Origin of the sequence: Paenibacillus sp. 2KB_20, from assembly GCF_052115765.1 — a bacterium.
GTDB lineage: Bacteria > Bacillota > Bacilli > Paenibacillales > Paenibacillaceae > Paenibacillus_AQ.
This window is the reverse complement of sequence record NZ_JBFRHH010000006.1, coordinates 209,535-228,456: the sequence shown is the minus strand read 5'-3', so window position 1 is coordinate 228,456 and position 18,922 is coordinate 209,535. Positions and strand designations below refer to the sequence as shown.

At 40.2% G+C, this 18,922-nt stretch carries 19 protein-coding genes and 1 pseudogene; 9 read left to right on the top strand and 11 right to left on the bottom strand.

All coding sequences use genetic code 11. The features are described 5' to 3' along the window. Window positions 1-29: 29 nt before the first annotated feature. Window positions 30-593, top strand: coding sequence for a cupin domain-containing protein (locus AB4124_RS17795; protein WP_441973687.1), 564 nt, complete (start codon window positions 30-32; stop codon window positions 591-593). 1,086 nt (window positions 594-1,679) lie between these two features. Here AB4124_RS17795 and AB4124_RS17790 read toward each other — a convergent pair. The 5 genes from AB4124_RS17790 to AB4124_RS17770 form a co-directional block, all read right to left on the bottom strand. Beyond that, entirely contained in the window at window positions 1,680-3,152 is a 1,473-nt protein-coding gene (locus AB4124_RS17790; protein WP_441973686.1) for a serine hydrolase domain-containing protein, read from the bottom strand. Window positions 3,153-3,605: 453 nt separating this feature from the next. Then, complete coding sequence (locus AB4124_RS17785) at window positions 3,606-4,910, bottom strand: alpha/beta hydrolase family protein (protein ID WP_441973685.1); 1,305 nt, start codon at window positions 4,908-4,910, stop codon at window positions 3,606-3,608. A gap of 125 nt (window positions 4,911-5,035) precedes the next feature. Continuing rightward, entirely contained in the window at window positions 5,036-5,464 is a 429-nt protein-coding gene (locus AB4124_RS17780) for a DUF3021 family protein (RefSeq protein ID WP_379416560.1), read from the bottom strand. 13 nt (window positions 5,465-5,477) lie between these two features. Continuing rightward, entirely contained in the window at window positions 5,478-5,924 is a 447-nt protein-coding gene (locus AB4124_RS17775) for a LytTR family DNA-binding domain-containing protein (protein WP_430113374.1), read from the bottom strand. A 987-nt stretch (window positions 5,925-6,911) separates the two neighbouring features. Continuing rightward, complete coding sequence (locus AB4124_RS17770) at window positions 6,912-7,796, bottom strand: LysR family transcriptional regulator (protein ID WP_441973684.1); 885 nt, start codon at window positions 7,794-7,796, stop codon at window positions 6,912-6,914. Window positions 7,797-7,955: 159 nt separating this feature from the next. On the opposite strand from AB4124_RS17770, the gene AB4124_RS17765 reads away from it, so the two are divergent. Beyond that, window positions 7,956-8,810, top strand: coding sequence for an alpha/beta fold hydrolase (locus AB4124_RS17765; RefSeq protein ID WP_430113372.1), 855 nt, complete (start codon window positions 7,956-7,958; stop codon window positions 8,808-8,810). A gap of 863 nt (window positions 8,811-9,673) precedes the next feature. Here AB4124_RS17765 and AB4124_RS17760 read toward each other — a convergent pair. Beyond that, entirely contained in the window at window positions 9,674-10,030 is a 357-nt protein-coding gene (locus AB4124_RS17760) for a winged helix-turn-helix transcriptional regulator (protein WP_430113371.1), read from the bottom strand. A 153-nt stretch (window positions 10,031-10,183) separates the two neighbouring features. Here AB4124_RS17760 and AB4124_RS17755 point away from each other — a divergent pair, with 153 nt between their 5' ends. The 4 genes from AB4124_RS17755 to AB4124_RS17740 all read left to right on the top strand — a co-directional run bounded on the left by AB4124_RS17755 (window position 10,184) and on the right by AB4124_RS17740 (window position 12,474). Then, window positions 10,184-10,825 (top strand): NAD(P)H-dependent oxidoreductase, encoded by a 642-nt coding sequence (locus tag AB4124_RS17755; protein WP_379416585.1) that lies wholly within the window; start codon window positions 10,184-10,186, stop codon window positions 10,823-10,825. Between the two features lie 95 nt (window positions 10,826-10,920). Further along, window positions 10,921-11,085: an ArsR/SmtB family transcription factor gene (locus tag AB4124_RS17750; RefSeq protein WP_441973683.1), complete on the top strand. Its 165-nt coding sequence runs from the start codon at window positions 10,921-10,923 to the stop codon at window positions 11,083-11,085. A gap of 55 nt (window positions 11,086-11,140) precedes the next feature. Then, window positions 11,141-12,127 carry a zinc-dependent alcohol dehydrogenase family protein gene (locus AB4124_RS17745; RefSeq protein WP_430113370.1) on the top strand — a complete coding sequence of 329 codons (987 nt, stop codon included), beginning with the start codon at window positions 11,141-11,143 and terminating at the stop codon, window positions 12,125-12,127. Continuing rightward, complete coding sequence (locus tag AB4124_RS17740) at window positions 12,124-12,474, top strand: antibiotic biosynthesis monooxygenase family protein (RefSeq protein ID WP_441973682.1); 351 nt, start codon at window positions 12,124-12,126, stop codon at window positions 12,472-12,474. Before AB4124_RS17745 ends, AB4124_RS17740 begins: the two co-directional genes overlap by 4 nt. 504 nt (window positions 12,475-12,978) lie before the next feature. Here the strand turns inward: AB4124_RS17740 and AB4124_RS17735 are convergent. Then, window positions 12,979-13,182, bottom strand: a complete 204-nt coding sequence (locus tag AB4124_RS17735) for a DUF3825 domain-containing protein (RefSeq protein ID WP_083659615.1) — start codon at window positions 13,180-13,182, stop codon at window positions 12,979-12,981. Between AB4124_RS17735 and AB4124_RS17730 the strand changes: the two are divergent. Then, window positions 13,109-13,525: pseudogene (locus AB4124_RS17730) on the top strand (DUF4158 domain-containing protein); the annotation flags it as partial. The gene AB4124_RS17735 and the pseudogene AB4124_RS17730 overlap by 74 nt on opposite strands. 495 nt (window positions 13,526-14,020) lie before the next feature. Here the strand turns inward: AB4124_RS17730 and AB4124_RS17725 are convergent. Beyond that, entirely contained in the window at window positions 14,021-14,524 is a 504-nt protein-coding gene (locus tag AB4124_RS17725) for an HIT family protein (RefSeq protein ID WP_441973681.1), read from the bottom strand. A gap of 444 nt (window positions 14,525-14,968) precedes the next feature. After that, window positions 14,969-15,892, bottom strand: coding sequence for a ketopantoate reductase family protein (locus AB4124_RS17720; RefSeq protein ID WP_441973680.1), 924 nt, complete (start codon window positions 15,890-15,892; stop codon window positions 14,969-14,971). Window positions 15,893-16,040: 148 nt separating this feature from the next. Between AB4124_RS17720 and AB4124_RS17715 the strand changes: the two genes are divergently transcribed. Beyond that, window positions 16,041-16,592 (top strand): TetR/AcrR family transcriptional regulator, encoded by a 552-nt coding sequence (locus AB4124_RS17715; RefSeq protein WP_441973679.1) that lies wholly within the window; start codon window positions 16,041-16,043, stop codon window positions 16,590-16,592. Between the two features lie 297 nt (window positions 16,593-16,889). Here AB4124_RS17715 and AB4124_RS17710 read toward each other — a convergent pair whose 3' ends face one another. Then, window positions 16,890-17,258: a VOC family protein gene (locus AB4124_RS17710; RefSeq protein WP_339264818.1), complete on the bottom strand. Its 369-nt coding sequence runs from the start codon at window positions 17,256-17,258 to the stop codon at window positions 16,890-16,892. 661 nt (window positions 17,259-17,919) lie between these two features. Then, complete coding sequence (locus AB4124_RS17705; protein ID WP_379416583.1) at window positions 17,920-18,126, bottom strand: hypothetical protein; 207 nt, start codon at window positions 18,124-18,126, stop codon at window positions 17,920-17,922. 144 nt (window positions 18,127-18,270) lie between these two features. On the opposite strand from AB4124_RS17705, the gene AB4124_RS17700 reads away from it, so the two are divergent. Then, a complete protein-coding gene (locus tag AB4124_RS17700) occupies window positions 18,271-18,864 on the top strand; it encodes a TetR/AcrR family transcriptional regulator (RefSeq protein ID WP_339264822.1) in 594 nt (197 codons plus the stop codon). Window positions 18,865-18,922: the final 58 nt, after the last annotated feature.

Here is an 18,922-nt window from a genome sequence, read left to right as displayed (position 1 = left end):
AACGAAGAATCAGGAATGAGGTGAATGTATTGGAGGTCACTAAACCTCAAAGAAACGAAAACGAAATTGAAATCAAGATTGGAGAAAAACTCGTTCATCCTGATGGCAGAACCGTCACCTTTATGAAATGTGAAACGGACGAAAAAGGGGATTTTTTGATCGTCGAGCATCGAATGACGCAGCGGGGGGCCCTTAATGGCCCGCATTGGCATCCGGAACTGACGGAATCCTTTTCAGTGAAAGAAGGACGGATGCGCTTCCTAGTGGACAAAAAGGAAATCATTCTTGAGCCGGGCGAAGAGATCACTGTATACCCCAATCAGGTGCATCAATTTTGGAATATCAGCGAACTGGATACGGTGGTGACCCATGAGATTCGTCCACCAGGGCGGCATTGGAAAATGTTTGCTCTCGTTCATAAACTGGAATGTGAGGGGAAGATGTCGGCAAAGGGAGTTCCACGAAATCTGTTGTGGCTAGGTGTTGCTTGGGAGTGTATTGATGGCTACATAGTGGGGCCTCCAAAATTTATACAAAAGGTATTTTTAGGGGGATTGGCAAAACTAGCGAAATGGCTAGGGTATCGGATTTGAACAGTAAGCGTATTGGAGAAATCCAATGCGCTTTTTTCATGCTCGTTATGTTGTTTCGTTTCAAAGATCTCTTAGCTTATGCAAATTCACGCGGTTCTGCTTGTTTTTTTTTTAGCGTTCGTTTTTCTTCTGACACTTGGACCGAAAATAAAATCCTAGATTGCCGCAGGTTTATTGAACTAACCTGCCCGTTAGCTTAATGAAATTGCATGGAAACATAGTTAGATACTTATCTAATCGCTAATCGGCTCATGTTCTTGTCCTCGACTCGGGACAAGAACTTGTACCGATAAAACAAAAGAGCCGCTAAATTAGCGACTTTCTTTGGGACCATGTTTTTGCCCCCGACACATCACCAAGAAGTTTGTGAGAAAGACAAGAATTTGATATTATAAATGAATTTTAATTGTATCTAAACACAAAGTGCAGTTTGACCATAAAATATACATCAGTATATAAAGACAAAGTCACTCCTGAGAATGGAGAGGTTTTCTTTGGATAGAACTTCTCTTTTATTGATGTTTAATCTTGCTATACTTACTTTCTATTTCATCAAATTCTTCTCTTGTTATCCCCAACAAAATATTATCATAAAATTTCCCACCCATATAAATAATTCGTCTTCTTCGTCCTTCTTCAATGAATCCGAGATTTTTATGGAATTTAAGTGATGCTTCGTTTATTTCAACACAGCTGGAATTGCATTTTTGCATCTAGAAGCCGCGTATCGCATAATAATTCTTGTTGCTTCTGATGCGTATCCATTGTTCCTATTACCTCTGTGCACTCCCAAGCCAAAACTAAACACTCCATTTTTGTGGTCTAATGAAACTTGATTCAATGATTGTCATAATTCGTTCCCCATATTTGATATAAATGCAAATTACATCTTTTTCTTTTGTGCCATATGTTGGACTTGTCAATTCACCTCTATCAGGCAAGATCATGATTATCCCAGAACGTCCTGTTATTCAACTATCCTGACCATTAGTCGAACAAAAGCAACCGATCTCGTAAACGGCTGGCTTCTCTTGTCTTCTATTGAACTAACGTTTCCCGTTAGCTTAATAACTAAAGAGTCGGCCATTAATTAATCTCAGCAGTTAATTTTACAGCATCGATTCGATTTCCAGCTGGATCGAAATGTATGAGTCGCAAATATCCATCGGGGTCTGTGTGAAATTCAAGTTGTTCGTCAATGTGCACGGTAACACATTTTAGTGTATTCGTTTGTTGAGAAACCGGAATTAGCTCATATTTAAACCATGCCCCTTCATTTTTTTGCATGAACAGATAGAGTCTGTCATCCTCAAAGGTCACGACTACGGTGGATCTGGGGTCAATACCGAAACGGTAGAATGTGTCGTAAAACAACCCGACTGCAAACCGTGGCGTATTGATAATAGTCAGTTGATCTAAAGCCTCGGTCAATTGATCTGCTTGCAATGAATCTATATTTCCTTCCGCGGTACTGTATATTCCCGCATACTTTTCAAGTGTATTTGGGGCTATATCTAACGGCTGTATAGCTCCGGGCTGGGCAACGTCTTCTCCCATCACGATCTTGGCTAAACATTGACTTATAATGTCTATGGGCGTGAGGTTGATATTGCTCAGCACGATAATAGCGATTTCCTCATCGATATAACGATTAAACTCCACATAAAACCCATTCATCGTTCCGTTATGCCAGACACGCTTTCTTGGCTTATTATTAATGGATTGCTCCGTTACAACCCAGCCATAACTCCCGACAGGTGAGGTCATACTCCCGAATAATTGATCACGCACATGTTTTCCAATCAAATCATCCCTATATAACGCCCGATCCCAAAGATAAAGATCATCGATCGTTGAGTACATCACACCTGCTCCCACATGTAGGCACATGTCGACATACTCAGTTGGAATGATTCCTTTGCATATGGAGTACCCTGACGCAAATTGTTTCAGGAGTGTTCTTCCGTCTTCACATCCTGTATTCACTAAATTTAATGGCTTGCAGATGCGTTCAGATATATATCGTTCGTAAGATATCCCCGATGTCTTCTCGATAATGAAACCAAGCAAAATATAAGACGAACTGGTGTAACTGAATCCTTCTCCTGGGGGAAACTGAAGTGGTTTATCCTTAAACGAACCAATGGTTTGTTCTATAGTAGCATACAGCCTCATCGTTTCTTTCCAATAATCTGGGAAACTTGGATAATCAGGTATTCCTGAAGTGTTCGTCAATAAATGGTGGATCGTAATGATGTCGCCATTCGGATAATCTGGTATGTAAATTTGGATAGGATCATCAATGCGAAGCTTTCCCTGCTCTTGCAACTGCAACACCGCCATAGCGGTAAACCCTTTTGTAAGAGAACCGATACGAAACTTGGTTTGTGGGGTGTTGGGTACGTCGTGCTCAAAATTCGCCATGCCATATCCCTTTCGCAGCAATATCTTATTCCCTTCGGCTACCAAGACTGCCCCGTTGAAATACCCCCGATTCGCTAGTGCATCCATGTAATCGTTTAATTTTGCTACTGTGCGTGAAGCATTACTGGTTCTCATTTACTCTCCCCTTTGCTCTTGTGTAGAATCTGCAACTGCGGTTTCAGCTTGGCAATTTCCATGTCTTGTTTAGTGCGTACGAGCTAAGCAGCCCACGGCCAATTTTAAGCTTAGTTTCACAATATCACAGGTATAAAAGTGCATATAGCGAGAAGACAATTATAATCAGATTTACCCCTTCCATTAAAGAAATCTGCCCTTTAGCTTAATAAACTAGAGCAGTTAAATGTAATTAAATGCTTATCTAATCGGCAATCGGGACAAGAACTTGTACCGATAAAACAAAAAAAGCCGCTAATAGCGACTTCCAAAGGGACCATGTTCTTGTCCACCGACAGTTCTGTTATCATTTCTTCACACTCATTCTTAACTTATTTGAAAATTTTTTCACCCCCCCTTACATCAATACATTTCAAATTACAGATTCTTCTTACAAACTTATAGAACAGATACTCAATACGTCGCTTTTGGAGAAAACTGACCTTGATTCTTTAGAGCATAGTCAAAGAAACGAAGGATAAGTTCATTTTGTGTTTCAATCGCATAATATTTATCGATATCTGCTTCTTGGCCTTCTTGCAACAGGTTTGCCAATATAGGCGAGAATAAAGGCAGATCGGTTAAACTTAAATGTTTTGCGCCTTTAAAATGAACATTGTATGCACCTTTGAAATTTTTATTTGAAATTCTATTCGCGATATACGAAGAACTGCTGTCGAGCTGTATCCACACATCATCCGAATAAACGTTAAGAAGCGGGATGGTATAAGCTTCGGATTTTGCTTTTAATTCGTTTGTAACTTTATCATACACAAGCTCGCTAAAGAATGGAGCATCTATATTTACTACGGCGTCAATGTCATCGCGTTCTCTGCTCAGTGCTATGCTTGCGGCACCCCCCATAGAATGACCGAACACGCCTATTTTCTGTGTATCGATGCGTTCATATACAGAATCTTTTTTTTGCTCGGCTTGTTCCAGAATCGTATCCATGACAAAATCCATATCATCCGTTCGCAATTTCATCCATTTTTGAGTAAGCTCGAAAAACTCACCAACCGAATAAACCCCTTTATTTGCATTGTTGAATTCTTGCATGTACTCGGAGTTAATCGTCACGACCTTTCCATCCTCGGAAACGGTATAAAAAGAATGATAGGGATGGTCAATCGAAACGACGACATAACCGTGGCTCGCAAGTTCTGTAAAGGTAGAAGTATTGCTTGTTTTAATACCGAATGCTCCATGGGAGAACACAAGCAAGGGATAGGTTCCGTCTGCCTGTTCAGGATACCAAAATTCCACGTTAACAAACCGATTGTCTTTCTGATCCGTAAATTCTTCGATACGATTCTTGTCCTTGTAGCTGTAAGTGGCGGTCGCCACTGCATACGGACCTGTCACTTGCGGCAGCCTATGCTGTGGAAAAAGTAAAACAGGAACAAGGGTAATGACTACGGTCAGTGCTAACAAAAGGAATTTCCATACCGTAGAGAAAGCTTTGTAACGCGTGGGGTGTTTTTGTTTGCGCAGGAGCGCAACCATTTCCTTGAACGCTAATATAAAGAGCAAGCCTGCAAACAGTCCCCAAGTGTACTCCCATACGACAACTTTACCCAAGCTCAGCATCATGAATACTATAAACATTGCGATTCTCGTCCAACTCTTTATCTTGCTGCGGCTTTGCTTGGTTACAATGGAATAAACGGCAATTGTCAGCTCGAAGACCAACGTAACAACAAGTATTAAAATCTCCATAAGACTTCTCTGCTCCTCCTCCAACTTTTTATGAGTTGATCATAATAAATGGAAGAGCAGGTGTATACGCATAAACGATAAGCTGTAGCTGAGAGCCAATAGGTTGTAAAAATTGTGTATATCTTCTAAACCTCGTTTTTAAATGTTTTTAGTCTTTCATTGATCTTTTGAGCTTCCTTTTTGTCATTCTTATACGTCAGCAGGCGAACGATAGCGTAAACTACGGCAATTTCCAAAGCCAATAATAGTATGTCGAAAGTGCCGTATACGAGATTCAATAGGACAGCCAGAGAAATTAATAGAGTTTCCAGAAAAAAGAAATGTAAAATCACGCGAAGGCGCATTTTATTCTCGCTAATCGCATGCGGCGTATATAAAATGATTCCGGTCAAAGCACCCAGAAAAGAGAAAGCCATAATTGTAAAAATCGTATTTAATTCGAAACTTGCATCAGGAGCATAGATTTGCCGCAAAATAGTGATGATTATAATGATGGAGGCGAATATAATTAAGAAATCTCTAATCATTTCTTTAATGAGCTCGGAATACTTCATATAGGTCCCCCTTTTATAATCCAAGTATGTGTTTAAGCATTGGCACATACTGCCGTGATATGACTACCTTCTCCCCGTTATCCAATAATGCTTGAAAACGGCCACTGATCGACGGATGAATACTGGAAATCTTGTCTATATTTAGAATGGTGGATTTGGAAGCGCGAAAACAATGTTTCTCTTTGCAAAGTTCCTCCAGTTCATAAAGCTTTTGTTTGACTTCATGAACGTTGTTCTTACAATACGCAAACACTTTTCCGTCAACAGCTTCAAAATAATAAATATCACTAATTTTAATGCGGCTGATCTTATCCTCATGATAACCAAGTATAATGAGTGTTTCGGTTTTTATTTTATTAACGAGCTTATGTATTTCTTCGTCTACTTGGTGACACCTGATGCGGATCTCCTCTTCTTCTGTATTGTCTATTACTTCGATGAAAATTTTAATGAAAATCACCCTCGAAAATTCGAATTAAACTTGTTAACGTTTATAACGTTCGGTCGACTGCTTTCTTGTTTGATAACGCTAGCAACGAATCAATCCGATAGTTTTGATCGAATCCTTGATTCTCTATTACAAAAAAACATGGCTCTGTGATGTGTAAGTGCGTATCAAAAATGGTTTGCATGAAATTCCTCCTCTCCTATTGCCTGATGTAAGTATTGGAAAAACAGCACTCATGTTTCATTTGATGGAATTAAGTTTCAATTATGGTACTAATATATTCTAATTGAACGGCAATAAAATAAAAAGTACCCAATAAATAATTAGAATTATGTGAGTTTGCCCCACGCCATTGAGCAAATCTGCCCGTTAGCTTAATGAAACATTGTTAGATACTTATCTAATCGGTAATCCGATCATGTTCTTGTCCTTTTCGGCAATCGGCACAAGTTCTTTTCCCTCGACAAACGTATCTATCATAAGATCTCTGTTAGACGAAGTTATTGCTTCTAAGGTATTAATCTTGCCTGAATGTTATTAACTTCAATCTTGTCAACTTGTTCAGTTGCTAATCCAAATACGAGATCGCCAGCTCTAGTATATCCATTGATTGGTTATGAAATCTTAGAATCCACTACCAGTAATAAAGGGATTAGATCTCCAACCAAACAATCCTTTAGATAATTGAACAGCCACAATATTATCCGACTTAGTTATATAAAATAATCCGCATGTTTATCTACTTTCGAATTGGAAAATACTTCTTTAACAGCAATCCATTCCTTATCTTCCGTTTCATGATAAATAGCTTCTAATGGAGTCGGAAAAGTTAAATAGGATTTGCAAAAATTTTGTATTACGTCTTATCTACCAACTTCGTAAATAACTCCAATGGTGAGTGATCATTATAGCAACTTAAACGATATGAAACCATTGTTACTATTAAAAGTAAGAAGCTGCCGAAGTTTTAGACAAAATGCGCACTAACTCATATACCTATTAAAAAAAACACAGGAGTTCAGATTGAAAACTTTTCGCAGTAAAACTAAGCTCACGATTTTTATGAACAATTAGACCATGCGAAAAACTCATTTTGGAATTAAACAGAAGGATCTTTAGTGTACCAATCTTTAGTTCATTGTTGATAGCTATTTCAGGGACTAAGGCAAAACCTTTTCCACAGCTTACATATTGTTTTATCATCTCAAGGCTTGGTAGCTCCAACGCATCTTTAACCATAATCCCGGCATCTTTTAAAACATCTACAGCAGTCGTATGATATAAACAAGATGTGCCATTACTGATAAAAAGTTCATCATTTAGAATCTGAACTCCCGCATGTTCCACTTTCCAAGCTATATCCTCAGATGCAGCAAAAACGATCGTCTCTTCCATAATTGGATAAAAAAGAATATCTTGGCGATTCGGATTTTGAGGAACAATCCCAAAATCCAACTCATAATTCAGTACACCTTTTAAGATGTCTTGATGCGATCCTTGTTCAATACGCAAATTTACACTTGGATAATTTCTCGTATATTCCTGAACAAAGGGAAGCATACGTGTAAGAAAAAATGATTCCTGTGTTCTAATGCGTATCGTTCCGCTTGGTTGATCCAGTTCGTTCATACTTTCTTTAAGGGATTGACTTAAGTGAACATACTGATATGCATATTTGGAAAATATCTTTCCCGCTTCCGTAAGTTCTATCCCTCGTGGATATCGGTGAAACAATTTTTGTCCGCTAATTTTCTCCAAGTGTTGGATATGAGTTGTTACTGTAGATTGAACATAACCTAAGCGATCCGCAGCTCGACTGAAACTTTTTTCTTCAAGTAAGGCAATAAACGCCAGAATAAAACGACCTTCTAATGAATCTATCACATCGATCACCTTTCGATATTTCAATTTGAAATAGTAAATATTCGATTTATTCGTTAGTCAAATATGTATTTTTATTATACGATAACCGTAGTTCAAAACCAATTACCATAACGCCATCAAATCAAGGAAACATAAAAATATTCAGAAGGAGATGTAAAAATGAAGATTAGTTATCATCAGCAAAAGGTTGGAGAAGTCGAAGTTTTTTATCGTGAAGCCGGCCCTAAAGACGGTCAAGTTATTTTATTACTACACGGTTTTCCGTCTTCAAGTCATATGTTTCGCGACCTAATTCCCAAACTGGCAGAACAATACCGTGTCATTGCCCCTGATCTCGCTGGATTCGGTCATACAACAACTCCACCGCGCAGTCAATTTAAATTTACGTTTGACAGCTTGTTCCAAGTTATTGAAGGCTTTACTGAAGCATTAGCTCTCAAACAGTACGTACTTTATGTATTTGATTACGGTGCACCTGTTGGGTATCGTTTGGCAGTTGCTCATCCGGAAAGAGTTCAAGCAATTATTAGTCAGAATGGAAACGCCTATATTGAGGGATTTAGTGACGCATGGGGATCCTGGGAGACGTATTGGCACTCTCCGACACCTGAAAATCGTGAAGCATGCCGCGATTCCTTGGCCCCCGAAACCATTCGCAACTTTCAGTATCTACATGGGGCTGACGCCAGCCTTGTTTCACCAGACGGCTATTCCTTGGATATTGCCTACATGTCGCGCCCGGAAGCTGAAGAAATCCAACTGGACTTGATTCTTGATTATCGAACAAATGTGGATCGTTATCCTGATTTTCAGGCTTATTTCCGTAAGTATCAACCTAAACTTTTAGCCGTATGGGGTAAAAATGATCCTGCCTTCCTCCCTGCTGGAGCTGAAGCTTATAAGCGTGATATTCCATCTGCGGAAGTCCATTTACTTGATACTGGGCATTTCGCTCTCGAAACACATGCTAAAGAGATCAGCGAGCTTATTCAACAATTCTTAAAAACAAACTAAAATTTCAATGAAACGATTGATCCAATGTTCTGTTCCTTATACCAGATCCCAGCTTAGTATCCATTGTTTCTTGCAATCCTATTAATGATTTTCTAATAAAAATGTTAGTTGAACAGGCTTCCGATTTTTCGGAAGCCTGTTGCCCGTTTATGCTAATGTTCTCCGTTAGCCACTCATGCAGCGCTGCTGCACCAAAGATGATGAAAATGGTTTGATTCCATCCATATGCTACTACGGCTGGAGAGGAATCAAGCCCGATCTGATGGAGTCGCTAGGATACTTGCCAATAAGAGACTCAATATCCTTCCCCCATACAATTCGCTCATCTTTCAAAGTAAGTTGATATTCCTGCATACCTACGCACCTCATCTATGATTTTATTAACGACCGTACCACTCAGCGAAATCTAGATCGATCGTTCTGTATGTAGGTTATCAGATGGGGAGTCACCAAAGATCATCGGAAAAAAAAGAAGAAGGCTCATGACGTTTAACGCCATGAACCTTTGTCATACCAATTATTATTTATACTGCCCGAATACTCCCTCTCTCGACGACTGCTTTTCGATGTTATTTTCTCAAAGATGGATTTTTTCTTCTCTTCTTACTGTTGTTGCAGTAACCAAGCTTCACACTCATGTTTCGCTTTGCGAGCACGTTTTTTAGGAGGTACCAGAATGTTTCTTTTCTTGGAGCTTGATCTCGTAATGGCAATCGCATCGTCCGTAATAAAGTGCTTTTCCCATGATGCAATTACGACTTGTTGGAATATCTCTTCCATAATAATTGACGTTGATATAAAGTTTATGAAACTGATTCAACTTATTTACTATTAATGGGACACTTACTTATGTTTTCACATCACTATGCCTCTTTGCTAAATGGAATTTTCTTTGCTTGCATCTTTTGATAATCACTCCCCCAATCATACATCGCAAGAATAATAGCCTTCATTGAATGCCCCAAATCAGTTAGCTGATACTCTACTTTAGGTGGAATTACAGGATATATCGTTCTAGAGACTAAACCGTCTTTTTCTAACTCACGAAGCTGAAGGGTTAATGCTCGATGTGTGATTCCTGATAAGCGTGATTGCAATTCATTAAACCGAAGTTTCCCATCTAATAAATAATATAGAATGACAGGTTTCCATTTCCCACTAATTAATTTAACCGTAACTGCTACTGAACAGGTACGACCTTCACATTCATCAATATTCATAATTGCACCTCTAATAAAGTATACTTTTTATACTAACGGTAGTTTTTATATATTATATATAAAAATTTTGCGTACTTCAACCACTTTAAATCATGTGTTAGTATGACACATATCAACTTGAGGAGGAATTAAAATGAAAAAAAAAACGAACAAATTCTAGAAGCACACCGCTATCGTTATGCTACAAAAAAATTCGACAGCACGAAAAAAGTTAGTGATGAAGATTTTAACACAATTATGGAAGCAGCAAGATTATCCCCAAGCTCTTTTGGATTTGAACCTTGGAAGTTTTTACTTATAAATAGCGAGAAAATCCGTGAAGATTTAAAACCATTTAGCTGGGGCGCAGTTAACTCTTTAAATGGTGCAAGTCACTTCGTAATTGGATTGATTAAGAAAAATATTACTGTCGATAGTCCACTTGTGAAACATATTATAGAAGATGTATGGGGTAGCACTTTAGAGGAAAAGAAAAGACACCTTCACTTTTTCCAAGAATTCCAAGAAAATGATTTTAAGTTGTTAAATAATCCACGTGCTTTATTTGATTGGTCATCAAAACAAAGTTATCTAGCTCTTGCTAATATGATGACAACTGCTGCTTTTCTTGGCATTGATAGCTGTCCAATTGAAGGCTTTAACCACGAAAAAGCAGAGCAATACTTCTCAGAAATTGGTGTTCTCGACACGTCTGAATATGGTATTTCCTTTATGGTTTCTTTTGGATACCGAGATGAGGTTCAACCTCCTAAGACAAGACAAAGCATGTCTGAGATTCTTGAAGTAATTTCATAATCAAAACCATTTAAAATGTTCCTATTCCAATTAAAACCCTTTTAAAAACTCCCTTTTATATAAGTAATGCAGAAAAACCAAGTAACTTAATCTGGATGCTGCTTCAAGACGGCGTCGGACTGTCGCAGTCAACGGTGTCTGATTATCTTGCAACTCTGCAACGCGTGGGCTTGGTCGAAGTCAGGCGCATCGGTCAGTGGACCTACTACAAGAGGAACGAAGCAACTATCAGTGCTCTTGCCGAGATCATAGGGAATTAGTTGTAATTTTTTTACCACGTAATATCAAAAATTTACGCCGAAACGAGGATTTGCAATGAAAGCGATAATACTTAAAAAATTTGGCGGCCCAGAATCGTTCGAACTTTGCGACGTTTCCAAGCCTGTGCCGCACACGGGACAAGTCCTGGTCCGGGTACATGCAACCTCCATCAATCCGTTGGATTACCAGGTCCGACGTGGCGATTATCCCGATTTGGTGCAACTACCGGCCATTACCGGACACGACGTATCTGGCGTTATCGAAGAAGTCGGGCCGGGTGTGACGAACTTTTCTCCAGGAGACGAAGTCTGGTACACCCCGCAAATATTTGACGGACCAGGAAGTTATGCCGAGTACCACGTTGCTGCCGAAAGCATTATTGGGAAGAAGCCTACCTCGCTGAGCCATCTTGAGGCGGCAAGCCTGTCCTTGGTTGGCGGGACGGTGTGGGAAGCACTGATCGAGCGTGCGGCGCTAAGAGTGGGGGAAAGCATTCTAGTACACGGCGGCGCGGGAGGAGTCGGTCATGTGGCGATCCAGCTCGCAAAAGCCATGGGAGCAAGGGTGTTCACGACTGTACGCGAAGCAAACTTTGAGTTCGCACGAAGTTTGGGTGCCGATGTGGTCATCGACTACGAAAAGGAGGATTATGTCGACGCCATCATGAGGGAAACGGGTGGCCACGGAGTCGATGTCGTGTTCGACACCATCGGCGGCAACACATTGTCGCGCAGCCCCGACACGCTCGCACAACTTGGCCGCGTTGTCACGATCGTGGACATTGCACAGCCGCAAAACGTCATTGAGGCCTGGGGCAAGAACGCGAGTTATCATTTCGTTTTCACAAGACAAAACCGCGGCAAACTTGATGAGTTGAGCACATTAATAGAGCGCGGTCAACTGCGGCCACACGTTGGCGCCGTCTATTCGCTTGCCGACATTCCGCTCGCCCATGCCCGGCTGGAGAGTCGGAACAACGGTGTTCAAGGAAAAATCGCGATTGCAGTCGGGCCGTCGGCTCATTTTAAAGGAACGCCATGATTTATGAGATCGCTCTACTCCCCGTTCACAATGAACACATTGAAAAGTTCAGACGTGCATTTGCCGAGGTCGCTCCTTTGCTCAGCCGCGCAAAGGGTTACGGCGGTCACTTCCTCGCCCAAGGGATCGAAACACCCCAGCTATTCCATCTAATCGTGCGATGGCAATCACTCGAGGATCATACGCCGGGCTTCGAAGCGAGTGAAGACCATCGGATGTTCATGATGGGCTTACAGGAATATTTTTCGGAAGAACCGAGGGTCTATCATATTGAAGGGGCAGCTTTTGCTACAGGCGAACATGATGATCCGAACAGCGCCGTTGGCATGGGAATGCTAGCACCTTAAGGAGTTTGTTGCTTTAAAGCAATTGGGCCGTTGTTGGGTCGTTCTTCGTGCCTAACGGAATCTGTGCCGACATCGGTCATTGTCAAGCTAGTTGTCGCATTTAACGACATTGTCATGCGCCGCGGCAGTGGCTGTCCGCAGCGGTTGTTGACAGTCAGAAGGCACTCGATCGTACGACCCGGCTCTATCGCGCTGGCGCTGAGTCAATGGGGCGAAGTACGCGGCGCTATCTCACTCTACAATGCGTTTGGCGCAGGTTGGCAGGAAGTGTCCCTTGCGCAGCAAAACAGAAAGTCAAGATCTGTCTGAAAAGGCTGTTGGCTTGTGAAACCCCTCTTTTCTAAAAGGAGCCATCACTATGTTCGGAACTCTAAGGTTTCCACCGTTCCCGACAATGGCGGGATTTTGTTTTGTACGCTAAGCTCTGATTGACAGAAAAAATGCCGGTATCCTGTATGCTAAGGATTACCGGCATTTCTCAGTTGTATAGATTTTCATCGTTATTTAAAGTGGTTTTAACCATTCATTGTCTGGTTTAGCAAGTACCCTAGCGTTTTGGTAAGCCATTTCAAGAGATAAACATGTTTTTGCGACGTATTCAGAATTGTTATCTTTCCGTACAGCTAGTACAAAATCTCGTTTGGGCTTCGCTGTACAGTTATGTACTCTACGGTATCCTGGTTGGTCATTGTTCGATGTGAAAGATATTCCTGAGACTGTCTTACGTTACATAGCCAAGCAAATTGATGTTGATCCAGAAGTCTATTCTCTGTATGCCCAACTGGACCCAACCAGACGCGAACATTTCGAAGAGATCCGCCAGGAATATGGATATCGTAATTTCTCTGCGCGTGAATACAGTAGTTCATCCCAATTTTTATTACATCATGCCATGGACAACGGAAATCCAACTCATCTGATTCGTATCGTCCTAGTCGAACTGCGAAAAAGAAAAATTATCCTTCCTGCCATGACAACAATTGAAAGGATCGTCTGGGAAACCCGTCATCGAGCGGAAGAGAGAATTTTTAAACAACTGACATCTTCCCTTGTTCAATGAATGATTAACAACATGAAAACCACTCACTTTGTATCCGTCAAAATTAGCTTTAAAAGTAATTTGAACTATATCCGAGTAAGAATTCGTAGTAACTCGTCCCTCTAGTATGAACTCATGTTGAGGATAAGAGTTCAGTTATCAAACTATACTGCCCATTAGTTTAATAAGGTGCGATCGCACCTGACCTTAGATAATCATCTATTCGGTAAAGTATATAAGTTATTGTCATTGAGCTAGAACAAGAACTTATATACTTAAAACAAAAAGACCGCAAACTTATGCGGCTTTCAATGTCTATATGTTCTTGTCGTTCGACATTAACAAAGGCAGCCAATCTCGTAAACGGCTCCTTCCCTTGTCTTCTATTGAGCTATGGTTTCCCGTTAGCTTAATGAGAGAACCTTATTTTTTTCCCAATTCTTTAATAGGGCCCACGTAATCTCAGGTTTATCTCCTACTGTGGTTATCATTCGCTCCTCTTAGACCTTAAATGTTTTCCTTTATCCAAGAACGCAACTTATCAGCATAGTAAGCGCGTTCATCTGGATCGGTCTGAGAACCCTTTGTCAGATAAAGTTGATCATTCACATATCTAGGATAAACATGGAGATGATAATGCCACACGTCTTGATTGCCAGCAGGCTCATTATGTTGCCGCGTAGAAATCCCATCACATCTATATGTACTTTTCATTGCAAACGCGGTAAGCTGAGCCGCACGGTGAATTTCAACAGCATAATCCGCAGGGAGTTCAAAAATGTTCTCGAAATGTTGATTAGGAACAACAAGAACATGTCCTTTATTGTTTGGCCACCATTTGCTCGCTATAAATGCCGTTACATATTCATTCTGGTAAATGATATCTCTCTGTTTAGTTCCCATATTAACACGGCAAAATGGGCATTCGTATCCTTCAGGCTTATGAGAATATGTTTTCATTTTTTCTTGTTCAATCCCTTCATATTTTTCCAATTGAGAATATAGACGCAAGCAACCTCTGTTCGTTGCGTTATTCTGCCCGTTAGCTTAATGAAATTGCATGGAAACATAATTAGATACTTGTATAATCGGTAATTGGTATAAGTTCTTGTCCCGATAAAACAAAAAAGCCGCTAAAATAGCGACTTTCAATGGGACTATGTTTTTGTCCCCCGACAGCAAGTTTACCACTTATATTAGGGCTGCTAATTACAACGTATACTTCAATATAAATACTACCAAATATTGGAGTTACTTTCGAACTGGCAAATACTTCTTTAACAGAAATCCATTCCTTATCTTCCGTTTCATGATAAATAGCTTCTAATGGAGTCGGAAAAGATCTTTGATTATCTCCATATAAATAATATTTCGATTTTCATATTCAGATTAATGCCCAATTGAAGGATTTAATGAAAATAAATTAAAAACTACCATAATATTTTAACAAAAAAATTACTGAACATGTATTTCCGATTTGATATTATTTTGACTTAAAAATTTCATTAAATCATTACTCAGCTGCACAATCTCATTGTTAGCATTATTCGCATAATCCGGCAACATCATATCGCTAACCATTTTAGTTCCTAGCCATGTCATAAAGAAAAGATCCAAAAATAAGTTTGGAAATTTAAGCACCATTTTAAGCATGGGTGGATCAATTGAAACGCCAGCTTTTTGTATTGCCCTTAGATACGCTTTTAAAGTGACTGTTATTTTGCGTGCCGTCTTTCTGGTTCTGGCTGTTTTTTTGTCAATTATCTTATTCTCAGATTGCAAAACGCTCAACATGGCAATGTCTGATACGGAATGTGTGATTAGATACGCTTGCATATCCTTTTTAATAACGTAGGGAAGCTTTGCTGTTTTAAATAATTTTGCGAGATTTTCTATGCGTTCTGTCACTACACCATTAATTTCTCCAAATGCCGTTGCCGCTATAATCTTTGGTAGAAATCGAGGATGCAATACTCCATCTTTAATCTGTCCGCCGAAGCCGGGAAAAGCCGGTAAAAGTCTATCCCCTACGATATCCAGCCACGAAGAAAATCCAATTGAATTACTAGTCATCGTAACTATATTTTTGCTTTGATTATCTTTTAGTGCTAACAACGCTGATTCGGACCGATCATAACGAACGGTAACGAAAATAAAATCGTATACATCGTCATTTTCAAGCGTATCAATGACATTCACTTGTATCGATCGAACTGTACCTTTTTCTTTATATTGCAGGCCATTTTCTATTAATGATTTAAATCTATTAGAATGTGCAAACAGGGTAACGTCAAACCCTGCTTCAATAAGTTTAATTGCGTACATGCTCCCGATGACACCTGCACCAAAAATTAAAATTCTATCTTGTTTTGCTGACATTAAAACCACCCCTACTTATTAACATTTTCTTTTTATTATCAGACAACATGTTGTATGATGTGATCATAAATCTTTATTATTCCTTGATCAATCATCAGTTTTTTATTATTTGTCGGATGATATTCTTATTCGCTAGTAGGAGGGAAACATGAAAAAGCAACCCCAAATAACGGAGAAAACAAGACAAAAGTTTGTAGAAGTTTTTTGTGAGTTATATAGCCAAAAGCCGATTGAGCAAATTTCGGTTCAGGAAATTGCGAATAAGTCAGGATATAACCGCAGCACCTTTTATCAATACTTTACTGACATTTACGAATTGTTAGACTCTGTTGAAAATGACTTATTAAATGACATGAAAAAAGAATTGGCGAATAAAGAGCTATCGATGCATACGGTTCAAGATACGCTCTATTGTCTGGACAAAAGAGAACATCTCCTGGTTCTTAGTGCCCTTTTGGGCGATTATGGAAGTGCCCGTTTTTTAAAACGCTTAAAAAAAGAAATCACTTTGGATCAATTAGAATTAAACGTTCCGCAAAACCATTCCTTAACGCCATACTTAATTGAGTTTTACCTGACAACTTCCCTTTCTTTATTCCGTCTTTGGCTCCAGCGTCAAAAGGATTTATCGTCAGAAGAATTTTTCAAGTTAGTGGAGAACCTATATACAAGAGGGATTACGCCCTATTTTAAAGAATGAGTCTGTCATTCAAACCAAATCCATATGTTGTATAACAATAAGATAGCATTGAAGACGCATATGTTCGTGAACCTGTTGATAAAACAAAATAGCATAACCAGGAAGAAGTGTTGCTGATAGCTTGACAATTCGTCAATATGAAAAAACTCCCCTCACAGTAACAGGATTTATTATTTCACCTGTCTACCGTATGGGGAGAATACAACTTTTAGGAATAAGGTCTTAATGTTGTAATAACATTTGGCTCACTGTGACAGAAGAAGTTATCACTATTGTTAAGCTAGATATACTTTTGGTTTAGGCTTTACTGTGAAGGGTAACTAGGTAACCGTCTGGGTCGGCAAATGTAAAAGTTCGTCCGAATGGTCCATCTATTGGTGAGGATGTAATCTTTACGCCTGCTGCAATAAGCTTGTCGTGGATTTCTTGCGTATTGGGGGCATGAAGCCACAGAGCGACACCAAGTCCAGGCTGATTACCTGAACCGAGTTCTGTTTCAGGCAACAGGTCACGAAGAGCAAATGCAATAGGCTTTGTTTCAAAGACTACAGCATGAGGTGGCCCTGCCTGTGAGCGAACCAGTCCAAGATAGTTTTGATAGAATTCTGCAGAGCTTTCAAGATTACTCACTTGAAGTGAAATGAAGTCGGGTCCAATTGCTGACATAATGTTAATGTCCTCCTTTGTTATATGGGGTTGTTATGTTGTAATACTGACTTGAGTAAAAAACAATCACAGATAGATTTGGATACTTCTCCAGGGATCTTTTCAAGGAAACCGCCAATACAATGCACATGTCAATGGAAGCTCTTTGTAACTATACGGCATGACTATAACGCACGATTCGTGTCTAGAGCTTTTGTCTCAAAAGCCAGAGCTCTCTACTCATAACTCGCTCGTAGGTTATCCGCCATCGCCTCGAGATAAGCATCGGCGATCCATTCGTTTCATTATAGAGTCATGTAAATAACCTCACTCTCACTTTGGATGTCTTGATTATACAAGCCCCCTACTGCCAACAGTATGTCAGTAGTCCCATAGATGAGTTAGAAGATAAAATTAAGTTTCTGGTGATGGAGGTGTTATTTTGTTTACGAGTCCCTCCATTTAATTCTGCCTATTAGCTTAATGAATTAACGGCCGTTAATTCATTAAATATATATCTAATCGGTAACCTCGGCTTATGTTCTTGTCCATTCCGGCAATCGGTACAAGAACTTGTACCGATAAAACAAAAAAGCCGCTAAAAATTGCGGCTCTCAATGGGACCATGTTCTTGTCCCTCGACAGGCCATCCTTTTCAGGATGGCCCCTTCTGTCTTGAAACCTAATCTCTGCCGGTCAACAGTCGTCTTCCTAACTGCAGTCGGGCTTCAAGTTCGATCCTGTTTTTGCAATCTTCGCAGTAATGCATTCCTTTGAAATTTCGTTTCACACGGTCGTAAGCTTGAGTCCCCTCAATGACATAAAACTCTCTTCTGCAACTATTACAGGTGGAACGAAAACGAAAAACTCCATCGATTTCTTCTTGCATTGAATCTCCTCCCGTCAATCAAGTCAAAGCCCAGTACTATTGACGTTATAACTGCGATGCGATATAACTGAATAAATTCTAAATAACACACTGTATTAATTATTTTAATGCAGTGTGCTAAATAAGACAAGGGGGCGTTTACCGTTGCCGAAAGTCGTGGACCACGCTCAAAAGAGAAAACTAATCGCCGAATCAGCATGGAATATCATTGAGGAAAAAGGGGTTGAACATGCGTCAATCCGTGCCGTTGCAGCTGCAGCAGGGTTGTCACCCGGCGCATTGCGGCATTATTTTTCAACACAGGACGAACTGTTGCTATTTATCGTAGACTATTATTTGACAAGAGGAGTTGCCAGAGCGGAAGAGCGCCTGGAAATAAGCCCTATTCCGATGAAGGCTGCGAGGGAAATTCTGTTACAACTGCTTCCTTTGGATGCGGAAAAACGAACTGCCGTCGGCGTTTGGTGGATCTTCGCCATCCGATCCCTCACGAGTTTGGCATTACAAGCTAAAAAAGACGAGCTCACGGACGGACTCCACTACCTGACTAAAGCTGTCCTTGAAATTCTAGCTAAGGCGAAGCTTCTCCCCTCTTCAGTGGACATTCAACTCGAAACATTAAGATTGGCCTCGATTGTCGAAGGCTTGACGATACTCGCATTGCTCCGCCCGGAGCTATACACACCGGAGACCGTTGAGCAGATCATCACCCGCCATCTTCAGGAGCTATGCTCGTAAGCTACGGATGGATGAACACATAGACGATTCCCGAAAAAAACGTGCCGTTACTTATGGT

Coding starts and splice junctions, on each gene's coding strand:
- AB4124_RS17790 (WP_441973686.1), bottom strand. CDS start 3,152: ATGAGAACCAGTAATGCTTCACGCACAGTAGCAAAATTAAACGATTAC.
- AB4124_RS17765 (WP_430113372.1), top strand. CDS start 7,956: ATGAAGATTAGTTATCATCAGCAAAAGGTTGGAGAAGTCGAAGTTTTT.
- AB4124_RS17740 (WP_441973682.1), top strand. CDS start 12,124: ATGATTTATGAGATCGCTCTACTCCCCGTTCACAATGAACACATTGAA.
- AB4124_RS17710 (WP_339264818.1), bottom strand. CDS start 17,258: ATGTCAGCAATTGGACCCGACTTCATTTCACTTCAAGTGAGTAATCTT.
- AB4124_RS17705 (WP_379416583.1), bottom strand. CDS start 18,126: ATGCAAGAAGAAATCGATGGAGTTTTTCGTTTTCGTTCCACCTGTAAT.
- AB4124_RS17745 (WP_430113370.1), top strand. CDS start 11,141: ATGAAAGCGATAATACTTAAAAAATTTGGCGGCCCAGAATCGTTCGAA.
- AB4124_RS17760 (WP_430113371.1), bottom strand. CDS start 10,030: ATGAATATTGATGAATGTGAAGGTCGTACCTGTTCAGTAGCAGTTACG.
- AB4124_RS17780 (WP_379416560.1), bottom strand. CDS start 5,464: ATGAAGTATTCCGAGCTCATTAAAGAAATGATTAGAGATTTCTTAATT.
- AB4124_RS17785 (WP_441973685.1), bottom strand. CDS start 4,910: ATGGAGATTTTAATACTTGTTGTTACGTTGGTCTTCGAGCTGACAATT.
- AB4124_RS17715 (WP_441973679.1), top strand. CDS start 16,041: ATGAAAAAGCAACCCCAAATAACGGAGAAAACAAGACAAAAGTTTGTA.
- AB4124_RS17750 (WP_441973683.1), top strand. CDS start 10,921: ATGCTGCTTCAAGACGGCGTCGGACTGTCGCAGTCAACGGTGTCTGAT.
- AB4124_RS17720 (WP_441973680.1), bottom strand. CDS start 15,892: ATGTCAGCAAAACAAGATAGAATTTTAATTTTTGGTGCAGGTGTCATC.